Source organism: uncultured Sanguibacteroides sp. (assembly GCF_900543425.1).
GTDB lineage: Bacteria > Bacteroidota > Bacteroidia > Bacteroidales > Marinifilaceae > Gabonibacter.
Genome location: NZ_UQRQ01000018.1, coordinates 30,283 through 54,327, shown reverse-complemented (window position 1 = coordinate 54,327; position 24,045 = coordinate 30,283). Strand labels below are relative to the sequence as shown.

Here is a 24,045-nt window from a genome sequence, read left to right as displayed (position 1 = left end):
TAGTTTAGTTTAACGAATTTATCCCATTCGATACCCCTCTTGTGATGCTAGTCTCTATCCGTAAGGAGTAGAATATTGAAATTCTATGGCATATACGTGAGGGATGGAAAGAGGGTTAGCCTTCTTTCTTTAAAAAAGATTAATTTCCTTTTTTCCCGTTAGAATAAATTAGAAAACTTTGGATAAAAACAGGTATGGCATAAAAGATAAAAAGTGTTGTAATGTTTTGATTTATAGTGTTATAGTTGCATGGCAAATCTTTTGTAAAGACGGCCTTTTCTATTTTTCTCGTTTTTTTAATCGGTGATATTTGTATACTTTTGTAAGCGTTCGAAAATGGAAGTATATATATTAATGGAAGTATCATGACCTGTTTGTTTTTAGAGTACCCCAAATGCAGTACCTGTCGGAATGCTAAAAAATGGCTGGATCAACATCATATTTTATATGAAGATAGAGATATCGTGGTGAATAATCCGGCATATGATGAATTGAAAGAGTGGGTAAGACGGAGCGGATTGCCTGTCAAGAGTTTTTTTAATACGAGCGGGCAATTATACCGGGCTCTTCAATTAAAGGATAAATTACCCCTGTTGACTGAAGAGGAGCAGTTGAAACTTTTGGCTTCTGACGGAAAACTGGTAAAACGCCCCTTGTTAATAGGGGAAAATCGGGTATGGGTTGGTTTTCGTGTGGAGGATTGGGAAAATATAGGTTGAAATGGTAACACAAATGGAGTTTAAACTTCGGGAAAAAACGAGAGGTATTCATCTGATCACGGATGAAGTTATTTGTCGCTTGCCTCTTTTGCCGGAAACTGGCTTATTGAATTTGTTTATAAAACACACTTCTGCGGCTCTGACATTGAATGAAAATGCCGATCCGGATGTTCGGGAAGATATGGAACAAATATTCAATCGTTTGATAAAAGAGAGGGAACCCTATTATCGTCATGTATTGGAGGGGGATGACGATATGCCGGCACATGCCAAATCTGTGATGACCGGTGTTTCACTTACAATCCCGATTACGAGCGGAAAGTTGAATTTAGGAATCTGGCAGGGGATATACCTTTGTGAATTTAGAGAGAATGGAGGAGACCGACGGCTTGTTGCAACAATAATCGCATAGAGATCGTGTCTTTTTTGAAATAAAAACAGTAGATTGAAAACTTACATTTGTTTCAATCTACTGTTTCGATTTTCCTATTATTCCTATTTCTTATCGTATTATTTTTATTTATTCTTTAGGTCTAAGGGGAACTTTTGTGGTTTTCTTGTTCAATATACCGTTTATGTTGGAATAGTTTGTGGTTATCTTAGTGTTGGCTGAATTCAATGTTTTGGGCATAGCAGGAGGATTACAACGAATGTCTATGATTAGTGATCCCCATTTAGGATCTAGAATTTTATAAAATTTTTCAGGCCAAGAAGGTTCTCCCGCTCCGTATTTGGAGATTAAAATAACTCGGAATTGGAATTCTTTTCCTACAGGTAGATTGTTAATTTGGTAAAGCCCGATAAAGCCCGATACTTTTGCACGTATTGTCCACCTGGATTCTGAATTTTCCCGGCTTTCAATTTGGGTCATCACGACATCGTTTTTACCATTGACAGGTGGTATAAGACTTAGAAGTACAGATCCTTCTGAAGCAAACAAAGAAGAACTGATCGATAACACGCATAGTGTTAAAAAGATTTTTAATGTTTTCATGATTTTACTTTTTTAGTTACACATTTAGATATTGCAAGGAATAATAGCGTCTTGTTATTTATTTATTTATTTATTTATTTATGTCATTAAGAATAATGATATTTTATTTTGACAAAATTAAATCATCTATTTTTAATAAATGTATCTAAACTGTGTTCTTTTTGTTCCTGGATTGTGGCCATTTTAAATGAAATTATGGTTTTCTTTTTTATACAGTCTATGTTTTCCAATAAATAATAAAAGTAAAAGAGGCGAAAAATGTAAAATAAGAAAGGATAAATACCGGAGATTTCGGTGGTATGATGTTCGTATTTTTTTCGTACATTTGTATCTGGGAAATATAGATATTTTGAAGTGTAAATGATTGATAATAATAAGGCAATAGAGATTCATCCTTTAGAGCCGTTCTTACCGGAGGGGGCGAGATTGTTGATGTTGGGGAGTTTTCCCCCGCCCCGGTCCCGTTGGTCCATGGACTTTTACTACCCGAATTTTCAGAATGATATGTGGAGAATCCTGGGAATTGTATTTTTTCGGGATAAAAACTATTTTTTGACGGAGGATGGGAAACGCTTTCAGGAGGAGAAAATACGGGCATTTTTAATGGAGAAAGGAATAGCTTTAAGCGATACGGCCATGAAGGTCATCCGCCATAAAGATAATGCTTCGGATAAATTTTTAGAAGTGGTGGAGTCTGTGGATTTGGAGGTTATTTTGCAAAGGCTTTCGTTGTGTAGGGCCATTGTGACCACGGGACAAAAAGCGACGGATACTTTGATAGCATTAACGGGAACGGACCAACCACCGGTAGGAGGATTTTCTGCATTTTATTTTCAGGGTCGGGAGATAAGATTGTACCGGATGCCTTCTTCTTCGAGAGCCTATCCCAAACCAGTGGAAGAGAAAGCCTTGTATTACCAAAAGATGATGGAGGATATCGGGTTATTGAATAAAGGAAAGGAGTAGTAGGGGCGATATGATTGTAAAAAGTTTTATAGATAACGATTTGTATAAATTCACGACGATGAATGCTATCCAGAAGAAGTTCCCGGATGCGGAAGTGGTTTATCGTTTTGTGAATCGGGGGAAAACATCGTTTCCGCCGGGATTTGCAGCCGTTTTGCGGAAAGAGGTCGATCAAATGGGGAGCTTGGTGCTGACGGAAGAGGACGAACGTTTTATGCGTGCAAAATGTTATTATTTTGATTCCGTTTTTTTTGATCTGTTAAAAGGATTCCGGTTTGACTCGAAGGAGGTAGAGATTTCGCAGACTGGTGGAGAGTTAAACGTGGAAATTCGTGGGTTATGGTATCGTACCGTACTTTGGGAGGTTCCGTTAATGGCCATGATCTCTGAATTGTATTTTAAAATGATGGGATTAGAGGCCCGGGATGTAGAGAAGAATGCTATTTATAAAGCCAAGGAGTTTGTGCGGTTAAAAGCTGAGATTTCAGAATTTGGGACCCGGAGGCGTTACTCTTTCGAGGTGCAGGACCGGGTGGTCGGTATATTGAAAGAACGTATGGGACTCCTTCTTAATGGAAGCAGCAACGTGTATCTTGCTATGAAATATAATTTAACTCCGATGGGAACACATCCGCACGAGTGGTTTATGTACCATGGAGCTCATTACGGTTATCGTTCGGCTAACGAGATCGCTATGGCTAATTGGGTGGATGTATATGACGGATATTTGGGAATCGCTCTTGCGGATACTTATACATCGGCTGATTTTTTTCGAAATTTTAATACCAAATACGCCAAATTGTTTGATGGTTTGCGATGGGATAGCGGCAACCCGTACGAATTTACGGAAAAGGCATTGAAACACTATCGGGATCATCGGATTGACCCGACGACCAAAACAATTGTTTATAGCGATGCTTTGGATCTGGAAGAGGTGAAGAAGATCAAAGCGTTTGTGGACGGCCGGATTCACGATGTTTACGGGATTGGTACTTATTTGACAAATGACGTGGGAGTGAAACCTTTAAATATGGTGATAAAATTGTTCGAGTGTAAACCTAAAGGGCGGGCAGAATTTTTACCCGCGGTGAAGCTTTCCGACATAGAGGGTAAGCATACCGGGGATCCGCGGGAGATTGAGTTGTGTTTGGGGATATTGCGATTATAAAGATATAAAAAACAGAAGAGAAAATATGTTGGTGACTTATGAAGATATAAGAAAGGATGAGGGAATAAAGAGCTATATAGCTCAAGCAGATAAAGTATTGATAACATTGGGCTATACGGAGCACTCGTTTCCTCATGTGGTGAAAGCGGCCAATACGGCAGAGATGATATTGTTGACCCTGGGTTATCCGGAGAGGGTGGCTGAACTGGCTAAAATCGCCGGATATATGCATGATATCGGTAATATCGTGAATCGGGTGGATCACGCCCAGAGCGGAGCCGTGATGGCTTTTCGGTTATTGGATAGAATGGGTATGGAAGCGGACGAGATCGCTCAGGTAATAAGTGCTATCGGCAATCATGATGAAGGTACGGCTGCTCCTGTAAATCCGATTGCGGCGGCATTGATTTTGGGAGACAAGACAGATGTGAGACGTAGCCGTGTCCGGAATCGGGATTTTGTTAATTTCGATATTCACGATCGGGTAAATTATGCCGTAGAGGAATCCAGCATCTATTTCACCGAAGATAAAAGTGCCGTTATCCTCGATTTGAAAATCGATACTAAGATCTCGGCCGTTATGGATTATTTTGAGATCTTTTTGGGAAGAATGTTATTGAGTAGAAAAGCGGCAGAGTTTTTGAATATTCGTTTTGGGTTGATCATAAATGATCAAAGATTATTATAGGAATGGATTTAATTTCGTGGTTATGGGAAAAAATATTTTAGTTTTGGAAGGAAGTCCCCGGATGGATGGAAATAGTGATATGTTGGCAGAAGCTTTTGCCGAGGGGGCCAAGGCGCAAGGACACGAGGTTAGCATCATAAAGGTTTCCTGTTACCGGATAAACGGTTGTTTTGCTTGTGACATGTGTTGGAACATGGGGAAACCTTGTGTACAATCGGATGATATGGAAAAAATATTTACCGAGATAGAACAGGCTGATGCCCTTGTTTTGGTATCGCCTCTTTATTTCTTTACTTGGTCTGCTCAATTGAAAGCCGTTATAGATCGTTTATACTCTTATTATGTCGATCGTTCTCCCGTTAAGTTGAAAGGGAAGGAGTGTGCTTTATTACTGGCTGCGGCAACCGATGAGGTAACGGAGCTGAAGGGTATTCAGGAAACCTACCGGATTATGATTCACTACATGGAGTGGAAAAATCGGGGAGAGATTTATGCCTATGGCGTATCGGAGAAGGGAGAAGTCCGAAATACGGATTATTTGGAAAAGGCTCGAAATTTCGGTGCGAGTTTTTAAGTTTAAAAAGTAATGGATGCATGAATACCTGGGTATTTGTCCAGGATTGCGGGAGTGATACTAACGGTTGTTTTGCCGAATGGTTTGGTGAAAATATAGGTACTACCGACTCCTATCGCCGTTCCGGCAAGAACATCCCACCAATCGTGTTTTTTCCCGTATACCCGGCTCCAAGCCACATAGGTAGAGAGCAGATAGGCCGGAACTCCGAATTTCCAGCCGTAACGTCGTTGCAGAAAAGAGGCTCCCGTGAAGGAGATGGAGGTATGAGCGGACGGAAAAGAGTGGTCGTCACTTTTGTCAGGGCGTTCTTTGCTGATACTGTATTTAAGAATATAGGTCAATCCGACAGCCGTAACGCCCGAGAATACCAATTGCTTTGTGCCCTCGTAGTCTTTTTTGAGTAAGGTCATGGTAAAAGCCGTCACGGGAGCGACGAAGAAAAGGGCGTCTCCTGTTGTGCGAATAGCTTTACGTTGTGCTTGAAGGGGTTGTATGAAAAGGAGTCCTGACAGGATCATCGATATAAAAAGACAGCGTATCATTTTTATTAAAATAAAGTGATTAATCGGGGAATGAAAACAAGTAATCCGACAATAGCAGCGGCAATAGCGGTGAATAATACTCCTCCGGCCGCCACATCTTTGGATTTACGGATTAATTCGTTGTAGTCAGGCGATACCAGATCGGCTAAATATTCGATAGCCGAATTGAAAGCTTCTGCGGAGAAAACCAATCCGATAGCGAAAACGACAGCGATCCATTCGTTGTTTGAAATATCCAGTAAAAATCCGGCCGTAACGACACATAAAGTTGCCAAAAGATGTATACGTGCGTTGTGTTCGTGGATAATAAGTGTTCTAATTCCTTGGAAGGCGTATCTGAAACTACGGATTCTGGCTTTTATTGAAAACTTGCGATCGTTCATCTTTCTGATTATTAAAAAGTCGGGACAAACATACTAAAAAATGAGGAATGATGCGGGAATTTTTTTGATTTATCGTTTTTATGTTTGAAAATTTGTACTACATTTGCAGCCGTGATTGCCAATTTAGCTCAGCTGGTAGAGCAACGCATTCGTAATGCGTAGGTCTGGGGTTCGAGTCCCCAAATTGGCTCAAAAGGATCAGAATATTTTATTTTGATCCTTATTTTTTTGCTTTATAGGAAAGGGTGATATTCCACGGAGTTATAAAAATGTATAATGAGATTATTTAAGACGAAATGGATATGTAACAATTAAACATTACTTTTGTCTAAATTCAAATGGGGTATACATGGAAAAGACGGTGTATTTTTTAGGCTCTGGATTTTCGAAAGAGGCGGGAGGATTGGTTCAGAACGAGATAATCCGGACGATTCTGGATGAAAAGTTTACCGGTGATAATAAAAAGTTGATCCGGGCAAGAGATCATTTCATCGGCTTTTTGAAAGAGGAATTACATATATATGAGGATCACTATTGTAAAGTAGCTCTCGAGGATGTATTTACTCCCATAGATCGTTGTATTTGGGATGGACTTTCTATCGGTCGTTATAGTGCAAGGAGCTTGGTCGAATTGAGAGAGGAGTTCCACGCCTTGATGGCAGCAGCGGTGAATTACAGTTTTAAAAAGAACAGAACCTGCGGGGATTATGTGGATGAATTTGCCGAGTATATTAACGGAGTAGCAAAAAAAAGAATGGATGACGGGGAAGACCGGGTTTCGTTGATTACCACGAATTGGGACGTACTGTTCGATCATGCCCTGAAACGGGCTATTGATAACGGGCATCCGGAGAAGTTGAGTGTCGTGGACTATTGTTGTTACGTGAGTTCCTGGGAAGCGAATGATGATACGATTAAACCCGGTTTGTTGGCGATTGGTTACGGGGGGTACAATATCAAGTATTTGAAATTACACGGTTCGATGAATTGGTTTCATTGTCCCATGTGCCAACGGATGTACGTGAGATTCGGAGAAGAGATAGAGATGATGGAGGCGGCTTACTGTCGTCATTGCCGGAAGAATTACGGGATGGGGGAGATCAGTTCGATAAAATTAAGGAGTAATCTATTATTACCTACTTACTTAAAGAATTTGAGTAATATACAAATTAAGCTGGTATGGCAGAATGCGGCTATCGAACTTTCTGAAGCGACAAAAATTGTTTTTATCGGTTATTCTCTTCCTGCTGCCGATTTTGAAATCCGTCAGTTGTTGGCGCGTATGATTCGTCCTGATGCAAAAATAGAGGCCGTAATATACCCACATGGAAATCAGGTGAAGGCCGAAGTCGACCGTTATAAGAATTTCTTCGGTAGCCGGATCTCGGATCGGGATATTATCTTGAAAACCGTACCTGAATACGTAACGGGTTTAAGAAACGAAATAGATTAGAATTGTACTTTATCTTCCTGATAATATGGACAATATGTCTACATTTAGATGTAAAAATGACATGAATGCGGACATTTTTTCAGTATGGGTAAGCTTTTATCCGTTATACTGGGTTTGGCACATAAGTTGAATTATCCTCTAATGAATTTGAGTTCGTAGTAAAACCCAATTCAAAAGAATTTGAATGTTTAACTTAATAATGGGAGGATATGATTATGATGCCTATTAGAAGATCTCAAAATTGGTTACCGGGTATTTTTAATGATTTCTTTGGTAACGAATGGGTGACAAAAGCAAATGTTACCGCACCTGCTATCAATATTTTCGAATCGGATGATGAATATAAGGTGGAAGTGGCGGCCCCGGGTATGACGAAAGATGACTTTAAAATTAAAATCGACGATGACAACCAGTTGATCGTTTCGATGGAGAAAAAACAGGAACAGGAAGATAAAAAAGAAGGACGTTACCTGAGGCGCGAATTCTCTTACACTCAATTCCAACAGACAATGGTATTACCGGATAATGTCGAAAGAGACAAGATTGAAGCCAAGGTAGAACACGGTGTATTGAACATATCAATTCCGAAGAAAAAGATAGAGGAAGAGGTAAAGAAAGAGAAACAAATAGAGATTAAATAATCTCTGCATAGAGAATAGAGGTCATAAGGATGGCCTCTATTTTTTTTGCATGACTTTTTCTCCCTGTTTAGCGAAAAGATAAAGGACAAGCAATAGAACGACCAGTCCTGCTAAGAAGTATTGCCATCCCCATGTGTCCAGTACGACACCCGTTGCAGATCCCCAAAAGCTGGAACCGAGGTAATAGGCCAGAAGATAAATGGAGATCGTGACGGAACGTTTCATCACATTGTACTCGCTGACAATACGGTTGCAGATAACATGTATGACAAAAAAGTCGAAAGTAAGGATGGCTAATCCCAGCGTGACGATCCAAAAATTAGTGATATACATTAACCCGATGCCGGGAATGGAGATCAGAATTGTCGTTTTCAATACCTGAACGGGATCGAAATAGTAAGTTAATTTTGCTGTGGCGACTGATCCGAAAATACCGAACAGGTACATCAAATAGATGTAATGGATCAGATAAGGAGAGAAATTAAAAGGTTCTTTTACCAGATAAAATCCCAAATAGTTATATAGACTTACAAATATACCCAACATAAGGGAACCGATGATGTAAAACGGGACCAGCTCTTTGATCGTGATGAATTTAAGATTTTCCGTGATCAGGGATTTGAAATTCTCTTTTTTAGGTGTAAAATTGGTCGATCTGGGGCTGAAAAACAGAAATAATAAAGCAAAAAAAGCACATAGTATACCGATGGATACGGAGGCGATTCTCCAGGAATATTCTTCACTTATATAAGAAGAGATGACTCGTCCCGCCATACCTCCCAAGGCATTTCCGGCAATGTATAATCCGGTGATCTTTCCTTTGTTTTGTGGCAAGACTTCTTCCGAGATGTAGGCCAGAGAGACGGAAGTAGCGCCGGAGAGCAGGAAACCTTTGGCGGCACTTAGTAGTACAAGGAAAAAAAAGGATGTTGAAAAAGATGAAATGACGGAAAAAATGGAAGAGGAGAGCAGTGCCCAACTGATCAGTTGTTTTCTCGGAATGCGGTCTGCAATAAACATGGCGGTAAATAATCCTATCACCATTCCTAACGTGGAGAAAGATATGGCAAAACTACTGTGGCTGGCGGTTAAAGAAAACTCTTTAGCCAGATCGGGGAGAAGCGGTTGAAAATAATAAAGTTGGGCAAAACAAGAAAATCCGGACAAGAAGACACATACTGAAATAATGATGTCTTTTGTCATTTTTTCTCGCAGATAATCTTTGGATTTCATGTACACATTAGTTTAATCAAAATGCGGGTACAAATATACATAGATTCTCCGCTCGATGTCCGTTTCCCGAAGCCTTTTTCCGCCTGAAAAATAGATCGGGTAAAAGTCTGTTATAAAACTGGTTTTTATTACTTTTGTGTCGTTCGGTTTTGAGGGAAGTAAATGTTTGTAAGAATTTAATATTTAGGTAAAGATGATACATATGTTATTATTGGCAATTACGGATTTTTCACTTCCTTTGGAAGACCCTGTTTTGAAGTTTTTGTTGATTTTGATTATTATTTTGGCGGCGCCGCTATTATTAAATAAATTGAGAATACCTCATCTTTTGGGATTAATTATCGCGGGGGCGATTATCGGTCCGAACGGTTTTAATTTGGTATTGCGGGATAGTAGTATTATTCTCTCCGGTACGGCAGGGTTACTCTATATTATGTTCTTGGCGGGATTGGAGATAGATTTGGAAGATTTCAAAAAGAATAGCGGGAAAAGTCTGGTGTTCGGGATGTATACTTTTCTTATCCCAATGGCGCTGGGAACCGTAGTCGGACTTTACGTGTTGAATTTTTCATGGATGACCTCCATTTTGTTAGCCAGTATGTTTGCTTCGCATACGTTAATAGCTTATCCTATTATCAGTAAATTGGGTGTTAGTAAAAACCTGGCGGTTAATCTGACCGTGGGGGGAACCATGATCACGGATACTTTAGCTTTACTTGTGTTGACGGTTATAGTCGGGATGTCGACGGGTAATGTGGACGATATGTTTTGGTATCGTTTGGCAGCCTCCGTTATTATGTTCGGTTTATTCGTGATGTTGGTATTTCCCTGGATCGGGCGTTGGTTTTTTAAGCGTTGTGAGGATAATGTATCCCAGTATATTTTCGTGTTGGTCATGGTGTTTTTTGGGGCCTTTTTGGCGGAGGTTGCTGGTATCGAGTCTATTATCGGCGCTTTTCTGGCCGGAATGGCTTTGAACCGTTTGATTCCCAGAACCTCTCCTTTGATGAACCGGGTCGTATTTGTCGGAAATGCTATTTTTATCCCTTTCTTTCTGATAGGAGTGGGGATGTTGATTAATTATCGTGCCTTTTTTAATAGTTGGGAAACGATAGAGGTCGGTATCGTGATGATTGTCGTGGCTACTGTCGCCAAATATGCGGCGGCATGGCTTACCCAGAAAACATTTCGAATGTCGGTGGACCAGCGGCGGGTTATTTTCGGGTTGAGTAATGCTCAAGCGGCGGCGACTTTGGCCGCGGTAATGGTCGGGTATAACGTGATATTGGGACATACCGATACGGGAGAACCTATCCGATTGTTAAATGAAAGTGTACTGAACGGTACGATTTTAATGATATTGGTAACCTGTACCATGGCCTCTTTTTCTGCTCAAAAAGGAGCCCAGAATCTGGCGTTGGCCGATATGTCCGAAACGGATTCGGATCATGGCGATGAGGTTGAACGAATATTGATTTCGGTCAGCTATGAACATAACGTGGATGAATTGGTCAATTTGAGTACGATTATTAAGTCCAAAAAGAATAAAAGCGGCTTGTATGCTTTGAATGTGGTAGATAGCCGAGAGACAGACGAGAAAGTACTCAAGCAAGCTAAGAAAATTCTGAATCAGGCAGTTGTGACGGCTTCTGCCGCAGATAACCATGTGCAGGATTTAATTCGCTATGATTTGAGTATCGTGAATGCCATCATCGGGGTGATCAAGGAGAGGAATATCACCGATCTGGTACTTGGATTACACAAGGAAAAGGGTATTTCGACTTCATTTTTAGGCAAAATAACGGAAGGATTATTGAGTCAAAGCCATACGACGACCTTGATTTATAAGCCGGCTCAACCTTTGGCGACCATAAAACGCCATTTGGTTGTCGTCCCGGATAAAGCAGAGAAGGAGGTCGGTTTTACTCTATGGGTGGCGAAAATCTGGCAGGTGGCTAATAATACGGGAGCTAAGATCGTGTTTTACGCTTCCGGCCAAACCTTGTCCGCTTTAAAGGAGATTTATGCCAAACGTCCTATTGCTGCCGAATTTGTGGAATTTGAAGATTGGGAAGATTTTTTAATCGTATTCCGGGATACCCGTAAGGATGATAATTTGTGGATTGTGTTGAGTCGTCGGGAGGGGCCTTCTTATCATGCTAACATGGGACGTATTCCCGGATATTTGAATAAGTATTTTCAGGAGAACAGTTTTGTACTTATCTATCCTTCTCAAGCCATGGAGATCTCTCATAACCGGTATTATATTTAATGCCATTATTCTTTCGAGATTGTATCCTAAGGTTTTGTTATGGCAGGTTATCTGAATCGTTTGTTACGGGAATGAGGCGTGGGAAGAAACTTTTTTTTGATTTTCTCGTTATACTTTGTGGTTGCCGTAATGATATGGAGCTGTAGAAAAAGAGGATGAAAACAGTATTACGGCAGACAAAAGAGGAGCTGTTTGTGTTTTTCAGACAGCTTTATCTTTCGTCGGACAGAAAATCAAATAAACTATATGAAGATGATGAAGAATGGAATTTTGACGATCGTTATCGGGTTATTCGCTTTTTTTGCGGCTTGTAGCGATGACGATGGAGGGAAAAGTACTCCCGGGAAACAGGTAATTGAGGCGTTTCAGGCAAAATACGCGACGGCTACTAATGTGGAGTGGAAAATGGATAACGGATACGCTCAGGCGGATTTTACTTATGAAGGGAAAAGTTGTGAGGCTTGGTTCTCTTATTCCGGCGAATGGTTATTAACGGAAACGGATTTATCGTATAATCAATTGCCTTCAGCCGTTAAGACCGGGTTTGAATCCGGGACCTATTCCGCTTGGCGAGTAGAGGATGTAGAGATGTTGGAACGGTTGAATATGCCAGTATCCTATCGGATAGAGGTGGAACAGGGACAACAAGAGAGAACGCTTTATTATGATGAAGAAGGAAATTTGAGCCGGGAGGCCGATGACAACAGTACTACGAATTTACCGACGACAATCGTCAGTTTTATTCAGAAGGATTATCCACAGTCCGTCATTATAGATTCCGATTTTTTAATCGATGGACGTAAGATTGTCACTATTTTGGACGGGAGTCGGGTAAAGGAGGTTATATTCGGGTCGGATAACTCGTGGATCCAGACTCAATGGAAAGTGTTGCTGACGGAGCTGCCTCAGCCTGTTCTTAACACTTTAAAAGGAAATGCTTTTGAAGGGTATACTCCGATCGGAGCCGAATTCAGAGAATACGCCTCGGGAGATGATGTATACCGGGTTGAGTTACAAAAAACCGGAAGTCTGAATATGTTTGTCGAGATTTATGCGGACGGATCTTTATTTATCGGTTGATTAAATAAAAGGATAAAAAGAGCTGCTTCAAAATAACTTTTTGAAGCAGTTTTTTTATAGGATAAATTTTCCTTTGATCAGTATTGTGTTATTAAAATGGACCTTATAAAAGGGATAAAAAACGGAATAATTTTCATATCTTTAAAGTATGAAAAAAAGGGGTATAAAAATTCAATACGCATCTGATTTGCATCTGGAATTCAATCAGAATACAAAGTTTTTGGAGGAGATCCCTTTGATTGTTAGAGGAGATATACTCGTTTTAGCCGGGGATATTAGCTATATCAAGGATCGGCGTTTGAATCGTCACTCTTTTTGGGATTGGGCTTCCGAACATTATGAACAGGTATATGTCGTACCGGGGAATCATGAATTTTACGGGGGATACGATTTGGCGAATGTGCTGGAAGGTTTTACGTTGGAAATTCGCTCGAATGTGAAGTGGATTAATAATCGGAGTGTGCGGATAGGAGATACGGAACTCTTTTTTACCACTTTGTGGTCATCCGTTCCGGAAGAGTTGTTGTGGGATGTCGAATACGGTATGATGGACTGTCAACGGATCTATTATTCCGGTCGCCCTTTTGCTGCTGCCGATTATGATAAAGTACACGAGAAGTGTTTGTGTTTTTTGAAAAAAGCATTGGAGAAAAGTACGGCAAAGAAAAGAATCGTGGTTTCTCATCATGTTCCGACCTATTATTGTAATTCTCCTCGGTTTAAAGACGGAGCTTTAACTCCTGCTTTTGTCGTGGAGTTGAAGGATTTCATAAAAAAATATCCGATTGATTATTGGATATATGGACATTCCCATGCCAATATGCCTGAAGTTGAAATAGAGGGGACAAGATTATTGTGTAATCAATTGGGCTACGTGAAATACGATGAACATCTTAATTTTCAATTAGATGCTATCATTGAGGTGTAATCGGCATACATTTTTTCGTGCGTTTATTTGTATATTCAAATGTATGTTTATATATTTGTATGGTAAATAAAAAGAAGATACTGATGGAACATTGTTTAACAAGGGAAGAATTGGAGAAGATGGCTTATGTATTGAAAGCCGTATCTCATCCGAATCGACTGAATATCATATGTTTGCTTTCCAGAAATGCCGAATTGAGTGTTTCTGGGATTTGTGAAAGAATGGAGTGTAGTCAGGCATTGATTTCGCATCATTTGACGGATATGTTGGCTAAAGGGATATTATTAATTCGCCGGGAGGGACGGAATGCATACTATCGATTGGCAGATGACCGCATTACGAATGCCATGCGGTGTATGATGAAATGTTCGGAATAATTTTTTCATCTAAACATATAAATGTATGTTTATGTATTTGATATAATAAATTTAAATTAGATAAGGTTATGGAAAAGTTTAATGAGTTGATTCAAGGTGACAAATTGGTATTAGTTGATTTTTACGCGACCTGGTGTGGTCCTTGTAAGATGATGCATCCTATTTTAGAGGATTTGAAAAAGCGATTGGGCGATAAGATTACAATTATAAAGGTGGATGTAGACGTTCCGGCTAATCGCCAGCCTGTTTATACTTATCATATACAATCGGTGCCGACATTAATACTTTTTAAGCAGGGACGGATGTTGTGGAGTAATAACGGTGTGGTTCCGGCCAACCAGTTACAACAGATTGTAGAAAAGTATTTGTAAATTATAGATAGAGAAGGAATTTATGAAATATGTCATTATCGGGGGTGTTGCCGGGGGAGCATCAACGGCAGCCCGGTTGCGTCGATTGGATGAAGAGGCAGAAATTATTCTTTTGGAAAAGGGGGAGTATATCTCCTATGCTAATTGTGGTTTGCCTTATTATATCGGGGATGTGATAGACGAACGTTCCAAGTTGTTCGTGCAAACGCCTCAGAGTTTTGCTGCCCGTTTTCGGGTAGATGTGCGGGTAAAGTCCGAAGTTACGGATGTTTTGTCGGCTTCTAAGAGGATAATTGTAAAGGATATTGAAACCGGAAAAGAATATGAAGAAACCTTTGATAAATTAGTTCTTTCTCCGGGAGCGGAACCGGTTCGTCCTCCGTTGGATGGTATCCGGAGTCCGGGTATATTTACCCTCCGTAATGTAGCCGATACGGACCGGATAAAAACGTTTATAGAAGAACATGCCGTGAAACGGGCTTTAGTTGTCGGGGCCGGTTTTATCGGTTTGGAAATGGCAGAAAATCTCCAGCGACAAGGGATTGAGGTGACCATCGTTGAAATGGCCAATCAGGTTATGACACCTGTAGATTACGAGATGGCAACATTTGTTCACCAAGAGTTGAGGAATCAGGGGGTGAATTTATTACTGGAAGAGGCTGTGGTTTCTTTCGAAAGAGAGGGAGAGGCAATCCTTGTTACGTTGAGGAGCGGGGAGAGATTGAAAACAGAGTTGGTATTGCTTTCCATCGGAGTACGTCCCGATCATCGATTGGCCTTAAAGGCGGGCATAAGGGTTGGAGAGACCGGAGGAATATGGGTAAACGAGTATTTACAGACTTCCGATCCCGATATTTATGCTGTCGGAGATGCTATTGAGTTTCCGAGTCCCGTTACAGGGCGTCCCTCGTTGTCTTTTTTAGCCGGTCCGACGAATAAACAAGGGAGGATATGTGCTAATAATATCGTGTACGGAAATCAATATCCCTACAAAGGAGCCATTAATACGGCTATTGCCAAGGTGTTTGATATGACGGTAGGCACTACCGGCGTTTCGGCTAAATTGCTGGAAAAAAATCATATCCCTTATCAGAATGTGATAGTACATGCTTCTTCCCATGCCGGATATTATCCGGGGGCTATGCCCTTAACGATTAAAATTAATTTCTCTCCGGAAGAAGGACGTTTATTGGGAGGACAGGTCGTTGGTTACGAGGGAGTCGATAAACGACTGGAGATGTTGGCTTCGGTCATACGTAATGGAGGTAGCGTATTCGATTTGATGGAGTTGGAACAAGCTTATGCGCCGCCATTCTCTTCCGCTAAAGATCCGGTAAATATGGCTGGATTTGCAGCAGATAATTTATGGAGCGGAAAAGTACAAACCATAGAATGGCAAAACTTAAAAGAGGCCCGGAAAGAGGAGTTTATTTTGATCGATGTTCGTACATCGGATGAATGTGCCTTAGGGAGTATTCCCGGGGCTATAAATATTCCGTTGGATCATTTGAGACAGGAGGTAGATTCGATTATACCGGATCGGCCGGTTGTTGTTTTTTGTGCGATAGGCCTCAGGGGATATATCGCTGCCCGGATTCTTTCACAAAGAGGCTTCCGGGTCATGAATTTGAACGGGGGTTTGAAAACTTATAGGATGGCTGTACAAGAGCAATGCAGTCGGGGGCAGGAGAAGATAAAGACAAATAGGGAAGAAAAAACCGAAGCCAAAGAGGTAAAAACAGTATCGATAGATGCTTGCGGATTACAATGTCCGGGGCCTGTCATGAAATTGAAAGGGGGAATCGAGCAATTGAAGGAGGGAGAGCGGATGGAGATAACCGCGACAGACAATGGTTTTTACCGGGATGTCGTTTCATGGGCCAAAATGACGGGAAATCAGGTGGTGAGTTTGCAGCAGGGAAAAGGTGTTATCACGGCTGTTGTTGAAAAAGGTAAATCATCTCAAGAGAAAGAAAAACATTTGTCTGAGAATAAAACATTAATTGTTTTTAGTGACGATCTGGACCGGGCCATTGCATCGTTTGTCATTGCCAATGGAGCCGCTGCGACGGGACGTAAAGTGACGATGTTCTTTACCTTTTGGGGATTGAACGTAATCAAAAAGGAGCATCCGGGAAAAACAGAAAAGGATTGGATTGGGAAGATGTTCGGTTGGATGCTTCCCTCGAGTAGTAAAAAGCTTTCTTTATCTAAAATGAATATGGGGGGAATGGGAAGTTGGATGATGAGGAAAATTATGAAGAGCAAAAAAATCGATTCCCTGGAGAGTTTAATTCAACAGGCCCGGCAAAGCGGAGTGGAGTTTATTGCTTGCCAAATGTCAATGGATGTCATGGGGATACGACCGGAGGAGTTGTTAGAGGGGGTGAATGTAGGAGGAGTGGCGACTTATTTGGAAAGAGCGGAGGAGGCAAACGTGAATTTATTTATTTAATCGAGAGGACAGGTCGAAACAATCCGGTTTTGACCTGTTTATTTTTTTAATTGATCGATCCAGGTTCTGGTTCCTTTATACCTGCAAGAAAGACCGGCTATTTCGGAGGCTTGCCTCAAAGCTTCTAAAAAATTGAAATGTCCGATATAGTAGTGACAAAAAGCCCCATGGAAAATATCTCCTGCACCTAAGGTATCGACAACGGGAAGAGCGGGAACGGTAATTTCTGTTTGCAGGTCGTCTTCGAAAGCCAGAATGGAGTTTTCCCCCCGCGTAAAAGCTACTTTTTGAGGTCCAGCGTGGTTCAAATAGGTCTTTTTTTCCCCATAATTATCTGCAACGAAAGGAATGCGAAACGAATCGGAGCAGATGATGACGGTTATCCATGGTAATAATTTTTCCATTCCTTTTTTCCAGCTTCCTCCGTCTAAGATTGTCGGTATCTTTTGTTGATAAGCTATTTGAGAAAAATGTATGGCCGATTCTAAATAATGTCCGTCTGTCAACAAAACGCGAGTATCGGGAGGAATATTTCCGGGTAGCAGTTCCGATTGTAGAGAACGTGGACCGGAATTGGTCAATACGGCTCGTTCCCCGTCGGGAGTGATTTGGATGGAGGATACGGGTAGTGTCTGGCAGGAATCTTTAAAGCCATCCGTACAAGAGATACGGAAGTCCTTTAGTTCTTTATGAATAATAGACGAAAGAGGAGAAGGACCTATTCCGCTAATCAACAGACTTTCATTTCCTAATGCCGAAAATGTGATAGCGGCATTATAGGCAGGTCCGCCGCCGGATATCAATACCTCTTTCGTGTTGACTTTTTCATTGGCATGTATGGTTCTTTCAACGTAATAAATCAGATCTATGGTGGATAAGCCTATAAATAACCCGTTCATATAGTAGTTTTTTGTTTTATATCCAAAAGTAGTGAAACTTCTTGTTAGAATAATATATAAATCGGGTTTTATGGAACAAAACGACTGAACTTTGCGCTATAAAAAGAAAAATGGAATGAATTAAACGATGGAGATATGAAACAGTTTTTTCTACTTTTGTTAATGATTTTGATGACGTTGAGTTTTTCCCGATGTAGTGACGACGATTCGAATTATGTACCCAAGAGGGATCGTAGTCTGAAATTAACTCTTACGGGAAGAGTGGGTACTGTCGTGGGCGATGAGTTAACCTCTTACGTGAAATCCTTAAATGTTCTGGTGTTTATATTGGATCGTTCCGGAACGTATAGATTATATGAAAAGCTTGTGCTGACGGAAGCTCAGTTGAAAGCCCTGGAAAATAGTACAGAGGACACTCCTGCCGGTTTTACGACTAAAAAATCATTGACAGTGGACGAATTGCCGGTCGGAACCTATCGGATCGTTGGAGTTGGAAATATGTTGGAGGAATCGGGTAAAGCTTTTGAAGATGCTGCATTGGAAGGAGTAACCATAGGGAATACGATGGATAATATTATTGCAAATATTACCGATGGAGCTCAATCTCCCCGTTTGTTCTATGGAATCACATCTCCTGTTGTTTTGGGGGCTGCGCTTGAAGAGGTTCCTGACTTGACCTTAGCGCGAAAAGTTTCTATGTTTGTCTTGACATTGAAAGACGTTCCTCAGGTTGTAACAAAAATAGAACTGGAAACAACGAATACTTACGGTTCGTTTAATATGACGGGGGAATACTTGAATAATCCGGTGATTAGCGTGAGTGACAGTAATTCGTTCACTTTCTCTACCGTACAGGATAGTATATTAATGACATCCGTTTCTTTACCGACCATAGCGAACAATCAGTCCAATTTCACTCTTCATTTCACTTTGGATAACGGGCAGATTATTACATTGGGACTTCCGAAATATGTATTAAAAGAGAATACCATAACTAAATTGACCGCTATTATTAACACGGAGGATTCCGGAGGTCAATGGAAGATGAATTTGATGTTTGATCTTTCGGTGGACGTGGAATGGAATGTAGATCAGGAACCTCCGATCATTATTTAGCATTGTTTTTTTTGTGTTGATAGAGAAAATACATGAGAAATTACCATACTCGCCCGGATTTTTTCCAGCCTTTTTTGTAATAAGGATCGTTCAAATGGCTGATGATGACACCTTTGGATACACTGGCATGGGCAAAATAACCGTTTTTTAGAAAGATTCCCATATGAGTTAATCTCTTTTTCTTTTTCGAAAGGGTAAAAAAGAGTAGATCTCCGGATTTTAGTTTGTGTTTTCCGATACGGCGACAATCTTTTTGGTAAATGTTGGCAACGGTTCTTTCTAATTTCTTGTGATATACATTTTTATAAACGGCTCCGACAAAACCGGAACAATCGACTCCTGTCCGAGTGGTACCCCCGTATCGATAAGGTACTTTTAGCCAGGTGGAAACCTCTTCGAATAGACGTAAATCGTCTTTCCGGCTTACGGTAAAACCGAGTTTCCGGGACAGTTGTGCCGTTTGTTGCTTATTGGAGGCTAATTGTCGACTTGTACTGCAAGAAGAAAAAGTAGCCCATATGAATAGAAATCCAATAAATAGTATGTGTCTCATGATTTGGTAGCAGGTTTAGGGCAAATGTAATAAATTTCATTCTTAAAAACGATTCTCTTTCATCAAGGATTTTTGTAATTTTGTCTTATCTAATATAAAAAGTATGTTTGAGAAGATTGTGATCGTAGATTCTACCGGACTGAGACCATGGGCTGTACAACGTTTGAGAGAACTTGTCCGTCAGGTCGAGGAGTATAAGAATATCCCGGAGAATAATAAGATCCTTATTGAGCGAATCGGTGATGCCGAGGGCGTTTTGGTGTCCTATAATACCCGGATTGACCGGGAAGTGATAGAAGCATGCCCTGCTATTCGTTATATCGGAATGTGTTGTACTTTGTATAGCGAACAGAGTGCTAATGTCGATATTGCAGCCGCCAGGGAACGTGGAATTGTCGTGACTGGAATTCGTGATTATGGGGATGAAGGAGTCGTCGAATACGTGATTAGTGAGTTGGTTAGACTGTTGCACGGTTTCGGGCGACAACGGTGGAGAGAAGAGGCTTACGAGTTGACCGGGTTGAAAGTCGGGATAGTAGGTTTGGGACGAACGGGAAATATGATTGCCAAGGGATTAAAGTTTTTAGGTGCGGAAGTATATTACCATAATCGCCATCGTAAACAGGAGGCGGAACAGGAAGGGATGGTTTATCTGCCTTTAGACCAGTTGTTACAGCAGGTGGATATTTTGGGAACTTGCTTGCCGAGAAATACCTTTGTCTTGGGAAAAGATGAGTTTGCTGCTCTTGGAGAGGGAAAGATATTTTTTAATACTTCGGTAGGACCCACTTTCGATGAGGAGGCCTTGGTGGAGTGGTTAAAGGGAACCGGAAATTTTTATATGTGTGATCAAGTCGGAATGGGAGATTTAAAAAGCTCTCTGTTGTCTTTGGATAATGTTTTATTTACGGATCGGGTTTCCGGGCACTCCGCCCAATGTATGGAACGGCTTTCCCGAAAAGTATTGGAAAATTTTTGTCGTTACATGGAAATTGACGAATAGATGAATTATTTGGCCCATATACTTTTTTCCGGGGAAAATAAGGACGTTCAGCTTGGAAATTTTATCGGAGATGCGGTGAAAGGGAGTTATGATCGGTATCCGGAACGCGTGCGCGAAGGTATTGCCTTACATCGTAGGATGGATCAATACGCGGATCAGCATCCTTCGGTGCGGGAAGCTGTCTCATTATTGAGACCTGATTTCGGGCGTTATTCCGGAGTTTTGACGGATATCTTTTTTGATCATTTCTTGGCTGTTAATTTTCAAAGATATACCTGTAAGTCTTTGCAATGCTTTGCACGGGGATTTTATTGGAATTTATTGAGACATTACGCGATACTTCCTCCCAGGATAAAAGGTTTTTTGTGGCATTTTATAATTACGAATCGATTGTGTCGTTACGCTTCTTTATCCGGAATAGGGGAATCATTAGCTATTATGGTAAAATACAGGAACTTGATCGTAGATCCGGATAAGGCCGTTACTTTTGTTAAGAATCGATATGGGGTGTTTAATGATCTGTCTGTTATTTTTTTTGATAGTTGTAAGGAGTATGAATTGGGTGATATGATACGATAATCTTATTTTGTTGTTTTAAATAAAGGTTTGTATATTTGTAAAATATTGGAAAGTTTAATGAAATAAAAATTAAATTATGAATGAGTTTTTAGGTTCGACATCAGCTATGTCATGGGATGTTTTTTTAACTAAAGTGATTGATTTAGGGGTATCTTTGGGATCAAAGTTATTAATTGCATTAGTCGTTTTCCTTGTAGGGCGTTGGATTGTCAAAAAATTGAATCGATTATTGTCTACTATCCTCGAAAAAAGAAAGGTAGAGGCTTCCTTGTCTTCTTTCGTGAGAAGTTTGGTAAGTATCACGTTGAATCTGTTATTGATTATTATCGTGATCGGAGTGTTGGGAATAGAAACCAGTTCATTTATAGCTTTGTTTGCATCTGCCGGTGTTGCCATTGGTATGGCATTGAGCGGTACGTTACAGAATTTTGCCGGTGGGGTGATGATTTTGTTATTCAAACCTTTTAAAGTAGGGGATTTTATCGAAGCTCAGGGGCAAAGCGGTACGGTAAAGGAAATACAGATCTTCAATACGATTATAACGACGGCAGATAATAAAATAATTATTGTTCCTAACGGGGGCCTGTCTACCGGTATCATGAAAAATTACTCCAAAGAGGAGACTCGGCGTGTGGATTGGCAGTTCGGAATTGCATACGGGGATAGTTATGATAAAGCTAAGGAAGTAATAGGGAGGTTGTTGGACGAAGATCCCCGAGTGCTCAAAACCCCTGCTTATTTTATAGCTCTCACTTCTTTGGGAGATAGTTCCGTAAACATCGTGGTACGGGCGTGGGTGAATGCTTCCGATTATTGGGGAGTATTTTTTGATATGAACGAAAAAGTCTACAAGACCTTTGCTCAGGAAAATCTGAATATTCCGTTCCCGCAGATGGATGTCCACGTGTATGAAACAAAATAAAAATTGTGTGAGATAGAGAGATTCTTAATTTGTAATCAAAAAAGCCATTCATCAAAACGAATGGCTTTTTTGTGGGGAAAATGTATCGTGCTTTTTGGGGATTGTCTATCTTTGTACAGTAACGAAAAGATAAAATAATTGATGCAACAGAATTGGAAACCGGGGATTATTGGAATGAGTCCCTCTCTGGTTGGATTTGATTAGATGGAAGAAGTTGGTAATCAGGAATTTGAGTTTGATAAAGGAAAGATTGCAGCGGGAGAGGTGGGATATGGACTGATACCTCTTAATGACATAAGACGAGTCGTACCTTCTATCAATTACTGGAAAGGCGTGAAAGCTAAATCCATTACTCCGGATACTGTTAGAATGATTGCACCTGACGATCCCAGGTTATCGTTGAGACGGGTAAAATCTGATATCCGGTAAAGAACATTCTGCTTTGCCTTTCAAATTTTCTTATCTTTGTTTTAAATAAAAACGAAATGATGCGATTACTTTGGTTGGATCTGAATTCTTCCTATGCACATTCTTCTTTGGCCTTGCCTGCGATTCATGCTCAAGTGACGGGAACGGAGAACGAGGTTGAGTGGGTGAAGGTTTCGGCGACAATAAATTCGAATGTAGGGAGTGTTGTGGCGGAAATAGTCGGTCATAATCCTCAAGTGCTTGCGGCAACTGCTTGGTTATTTACTCGTGAGGTTTTGCATAAAATCATTATTCGGGTTAAGGCTTTGTTACCCGATTGTGTGGTTATATTGGGTGGGCCTGAGATGCTGGGAGATAATAAAGCCTATCTGAGGAAGTTTCCATTTGTGAATTGTGTGTTCCGGGGAGAAGGGGAACTCGGTTTTCACGAGTGGTTATCGGTCTATGATCAACCTGCTATGTGGGATCGTGTAACGGGTTTATGCTGGTTGGATCGGGAAAATATCTATCGAGATAACGGAATAGCTAAAGTCGAGGCTTTCGAACAATTGAACATACCCGAGCGAAGTCGTTTTTTTGATTGGAGTAAGCCTTTTGTACAGTTAGAAACGACGCGCGGATGTTTTAATACCTGTGCTTTTTGCGTGAGTGGAGGAGAAAAGCCGGTTCGGATTTTACCGGTTGAGCGAATTCGGGAACGATTGGATTTGATTCGGGCGAAAGGAGTCCGTGATGTTCGGTTACTGGACCGAACCTTTAATGGCAGTTCACGTCGGGCTATAGAGCTTTTGTCCTTGTTTCGGGAATATGCCGGGACACTGCATTTTCATTTGGAGATTCACCCGGCACTTTTGTCGGAAGACGTGATGTCTTTATTAAAGGAGATGCCGGATGGTTTGCTGCATCTGGAAGCGGGCATACAAAGTTTACGGGAAAAGGTGTTATCGGCCTGTACGCGAATCGGGAATTTGCAATTGGCATTGGAGGGCTTGCGTTATTTGTCTTCGCTTCCGAATCTTGTGGTACATGCGGATTTAATAGCGGGATTACCTCTTTATTCGTTAAAAGAGATGTTTGAGGATGTTCGCACGCTAGCTTCATTCGGCACGGGAGAGATTCAATTGGAATTGTTAAAGTTGTTGCCGGGGACCGTTATGCGGCAAAAAGCGGAAGAGTGGGGAATCGTTTACGCTGAGGATCCTCCTTACGAGGTATTACGAACGTCAGCCATGACCGTTGAAGATTTGAGGGAAGCACGGTTGCTTTCTCGTGTGATCGATGGTTTTTACAATGCTTTGGCTTGGCAACCCGTCACGCGTAAATTAATTGTGGAACAACCCTTATTCTTACGTGATTTCCTGTTTTGGCTGGAAGAACGGGATCTATTGGAACAACCGTTGAGTCTGGAAAAACGAGGAACTTTGTTGTATGAATTTTGCCGTCAGCGCTACACGGTTTATTTGCCTGAAATATCCGTGGCCTGGATCGCTTCCGGTATACCGTTCACGAAAGAGCCTGGTGGACGTTTGGAAGCCTGGAACGGAAACTTACCGTCAGATCTCCGGGTCTTGTCGGGAGAGTGGACCGCAATTATGCGTCTTTATCGTCTGCCCTTTGAAACTGAAACGTACTGGTTTGGTTTTGATCGAAGCAAGTCTCAATCCAAACCTCTTTTTATAGCCAGAAATTAGTTAATG

At 41.0% G+C, this 24,045-nt stretch carries 26 protein-coding genes and 1 tRNA gene; 21 read left to right on the top strand and 6 right to left on the bottom strand.

Translation table 11 applies throughout. The annotated features are described in order from the left end of the window. Positions 1-365 precede the first annotated feature (365 nt). Positions 366-719 carry an arsenate reductase family protein gene (locus QZR76_RS10570; protein ID WP_294142777.1) on the top strand — a complete coding sequence of 118 codons (354 nt, stop codon included), beginning with the start codon at positions 366-368 and terminating at the stop codon, positions 717-719. 1 nt (position 720) lies between these two features. After that, complete coding sequence (locus tag QZR76_RS10565; protein ID WP_294142776.1) at positions 721-1,131, top strand: secondary thiamine-phosphate synthase enzyme YjbQ; 411 nt, start codon at positions 721-723, stop codon at positions 1,129-1,131. Positions 1,132-1,239: 108 nt separating this feature from the next. Here the strand turns inward: QZR76_RS10565 and QZR76_RS10560 are convergent, their stop codons facing one another. Continuing rightward, the gene (locus QZR76_RS10560) at positions 1,240-1,713 is read right to left on the bottom strand and encodes a hypothetical protein (protein ID WP_294142775.1); all 474 of its coding nucleotides are present in this window, start codon (positions 1,711-1,713) and stop codon (positions 1,240-1,242) included. Positions 1,714-2,073: 360 nt separating this feature from the next. Here QZR76_RS10560 and QZR76_RS10555 point away from each other — a divergent pair, with 360 nt between their 5' ends. The 4 genes from QZR76_RS10555 to QZR76_RS10540 are packed head-to-tail and all read left to right on the top strand — an operon-like array spanning position 2,074 to position 5,109. Then, positions 2,074-2,679, top strand: a complete 606-nt coding sequence (locus QZR76_RS10555) for a uracil-DNA glycosylase family protein (protein WP_294142774.1) — start codon at positions 2,074-2,076, stop codon at positions 2,677-2,679. Positions 2,680-2,689: 10 nt separating this feature from the next. Then, the gene (pncB, locus tag QZR76_RS10550) at positions 2,690-3,847 is read left to right on the top strand and encodes a nicotinate phosphoribosyltransferase (protein WP_294142773.1); all 1,158 of its coding nucleotides are present in this window, start codon (positions 2,690-2,692) and stop codon (positions 3,845-3,847) included. A gap of 25 nt (positions 3,848-3,872) precedes the next feature. Next, positions 3,873-4,535: an HD domain-containing protein gene (locus tag QZR76_RS10545; RefSeq protein ID WP_294142772.1), complete on the top strand. Its 663-nt coding sequence runs from the start codon at positions 3,873-3,875 to the stop codon at positions 4,533-4,535. A 22-nt stretch (positions 4,536-4,557) separates the two neighbouring features. Continuing rightward, positions 4,558-5,109, top strand: a complete 552-nt coding sequence (locus tag QZR76_RS10540) for a flavodoxin family protein (protein ID WP_294142771.1) — start codon at positions 4,558-4,560, stop codon at positions 5,107-5,109. A 2-nt stretch (positions 5,110-5,111) separates the two neighbouring features. Here QZR76_RS10540 and QZR76_RS10535 read toward each other — a convergent pair whose 3' ends face one another. Together QZR76_RS10535 and QZR76_RS10530 are read right to left on the bottom strand one after the other, a co-directional pair. Next, positions 5,112-5,630 carry a phosphatase PAP2 family protein gene (locus tag QZR76_RS10535; protein WP_294142788.1) on the bottom strand — a complete coding sequence of 173 codons (519 nt, stop codon included), beginning with the start codon at positions 5,628-5,630 and terminating at the stop codon, positions 5,112-5,114. Between the two features lie 29 nt (positions 5,631-5,659). Continuing rightward, positions 5,660-6,037 carry a diacylglycerol kinase family protein gene (locus QZR76_RS10530; protein WP_294142770.1) on the bottom strand — a complete coding sequence of 126 codons (378 nt, stop codon included), beginning with the start codon at positions 6,035-6,037 and terminating at the stop codon, positions 5,660-5,662. Positions 6,038-6,154: 117 nt separating this feature from the next. Here QZR76_RS10530 and QZR76_RS10525 point away from each other — a divergent pair. The 3 genes from QZR76_RS10525 (at position 6,155) to QZR76_RS10515 (ending at position 8,131) form a co-directional block, all read left to right on the top strand. Further along, positions 6,155-6,227: transfer RNA gene (locus tag QZR76_RS10525), tRNA-Thr, on the top strand. 159 nt (positions 6,228-6,386) lie between these two features. Further along, the gene (locus QZR76_RS10520) at positions 6,387-7,490 is read left to right on the top strand and encodes a hypothetical protein (RefSeq protein ID WP_294142769.1); all 1,104 of its coding nucleotides are present in this window, start codon (positions 6,387-6,389) and stop codon (positions 7,488-7,490) included. 215 nt (positions 7,491-7,705) lie between these two features. After that, positions 7,706-8,131 carry an Hsp20/alpha crystallin family protein gene (locus QZR76_RS10515; RefSeq protein WP_294142787.1) on the top strand — a complete coding sequence of 142 codons (426 nt, stop codon included), beginning with the start codon at positions 7,706-7,708 and terminating at the stop codon, positions 8,129-8,131. 36 nt (positions 8,132-8,167) lie between these two features. On the opposite strand, the gene QZR76_RS10510 is transcribed toward QZR76_RS10515, so the two are convergent. Further along, on the bottom strand, positions 8,168-9,364 hold the full coding sequence (locus QZR76_RS10510; protein WP_294142768.1) for an MFS transporter: 1,197 nt from the start codon (positions 9,362-9,364) through the stop codon (positions 8,168-8,170). Positions 9,365-9,566: 202 nt separating this feature from the next. Between QZR76_RS10510 and QZR76_RS10505 the strand changes: the two genes are divergently transcribed. From QZR76_RS10505 to QZR76_RS10480, 6 genes are all read left to right on the top strand, one after another. Then, positions 9,567-11,636: a cation:proton antiporter gene (locus QZR76_RS10505; protein WP_294142786.1), complete on the top strand. Its 2,070-nt coding sequence runs from the start codon at positions 9,567-9,569 to the stop codon at positions 11,634-11,636. 252 nt (positions 11,637-11,888) lie between these two features. Beyond that, the gene (locus QZR76_RS10500; protein ID WP_294142767.1) at positions 11,889-12,716 is read left to right on the top strand and encodes a PepSY-like domain-containing protein; all 828 of its coding nucleotides are present in this window, start codon (positions 11,889-11,891) and stop codon (positions 12,714-12,716) included. A gap of 148 nt (positions 12,717-12,864) precedes the next feature. Beyond that, positions 12,865-13,644, top strand: coding sequence for a metallophosphoesterase (locus tag QZR76_RS10495; RefSeq protein ID WP_294142766.1), 780 nt, complete (start codon positions 12,865-12,867; stop codon positions 13,642-13,644). Between the two features lie 83 nt (positions 13,645-13,727). Beyond that, positions 13,728-14,021: a metalloregulator ArsR/SmtB family transcription factor gene (locus QZR76_RS10490; protein WP_294142765.1), complete on the top strand. Its 294-nt coding sequence runs from the start codon at positions 13,728-13,730 to the stop codon at positions 14,019-14,021. A 68-nt stretch (positions 14,022-14,089) separates the two neighbouring features. Then, positions 14,090-14,392 carry a thioredoxin gene (gene trxA / locus QZR76_RS10485; protein ID WP_294142764.1) on the top strand — a complete coding sequence of 101 codons (303 nt, stop codon included), beginning with the start codon at positions 14,090-14,092 and terminating at the stop codon, positions 14,390-14,392. 22 nt (positions 14,393-14,414) lie between these two features. Then, positions 14,415-16,847 carry a DsrE/DsrF/DrsH-like family protein gene (locus QZR76_RS10480; RefSeq protein WP_294142763.1) on the top strand — a complete coding sequence of 811 codons (2,433 nt, stop codon included), beginning with the start codon at positions 14,415-14,417 and terminating at the stop codon, positions 16,845-16,847. Positions 16,848-16,885: 38 nt separating this feature from the next. Here QZR76_RS10480 and QZR76_RS10475 read toward each other — a convergent pair whose 3' ends face one another. Further along, positions 16,886-17,746, bottom strand: coding sequence for a PfkB family carbohydrate kinase (locus QZR76_RS10475; protein WP_294142762.1), 861 nt, complete (start codon positions 17,744-17,746; stop codon positions 16,886-16,888). Between the two features lie 135 nt (positions 17,747-17,881). Between QZR76_RS10475 and QZR76_RS10470 the strand changes: the two genes are divergently transcribed. Next, entirely contained in the window at positions 17,882-18,862 is a 981-nt protein-coding gene (locus QZR76_RS10470; RefSeq protein WP_294142761.1) for a FimB/Mfa2 family fimbrial subunit, read from the top strand. A 40-nt stretch (positions 18,863-18,902) separates the two neighbouring features. On the opposite strand, the gene QZR76_RS10465 is transcribed toward QZR76_RS10470, so the two are convergent. Beyond that, positions 18,903-19,415, bottom strand: a complete 513-nt coding sequence (locus QZR76_RS10465) for an NlpC/P60 family protein (protein ID WP_294142760.1) — start codon at positions 19,413-19,415, stop codon at positions 18,903-18,905. Positions 19,416-19,518: 103 nt separating this feature from the next. Between QZR76_RS10465 and QZR76_RS10460 the strand changes: the two genes are divergently transcribed. The 5 genes from QZR76_RS10460 to QZR76_RS10440 all read left to right on the top strand — a co-directional run bounded on the left by QZR76_RS10460 (position 19,519) and on the right by QZR76_RS10440 (position 24,039). Next, positions 19,519-20,418, top strand: coding sequence for an NAD(P)-dependent oxidoreductase (locus QZR76_RS10460; protein ID WP_294142759.1), 900 nt, complete (start codon positions 19,519-19,521; stop codon positions 20,416-20,418). Further along, positions 20,419-20,997: an ACP phosphodiesterase gene (locus QZR76_RS10455; protein ID WP_294142758.1), complete on the top strand. Its 579-nt coding sequence runs from the start codon at positions 20,419-20,421 to the stop codon at positions 20,995-20,997. Between the two features lie 76 nt (positions 20,998-21,073). Next, positions 21,074-21,919, top strand: a complete 846-nt coding sequence (locus QZR76_RS10450) for a mechanosensitive ion channel domain-containing protein (protein WP_294142757.1) — start codon at positions 21,074-21,076, stop codon at positions 21,917-21,919. 204 nt (positions 21,920-22,123) lie between these two features. Continuing rightward, positions 22,124-22,348, top strand: a complete 225-nt coding sequence (locus QZR76_RS10445; RefSeq protein WP_294142756.1) for a hypothetical protein — start codon at positions 22,124-22,126, stop codon at positions 22,346-22,348. Positions 22,349-22,407: 59 nt separating this feature from the next. Further along, positions 22,408-24,039 carry a DUF4080 domain-containing protein gene (locus QZR76_RS10440; RefSeq protein ID WP_294142785.1) on the top strand — a complete coding sequence of 544 codons (1,632 nt, stop codon included), beginning with the start codon at positions 22,408-22,410 and terminating at the stop codon, positions 24,037-24,039. Positions 24,040-24,045 lie beyond the last annotated feature (6 nt).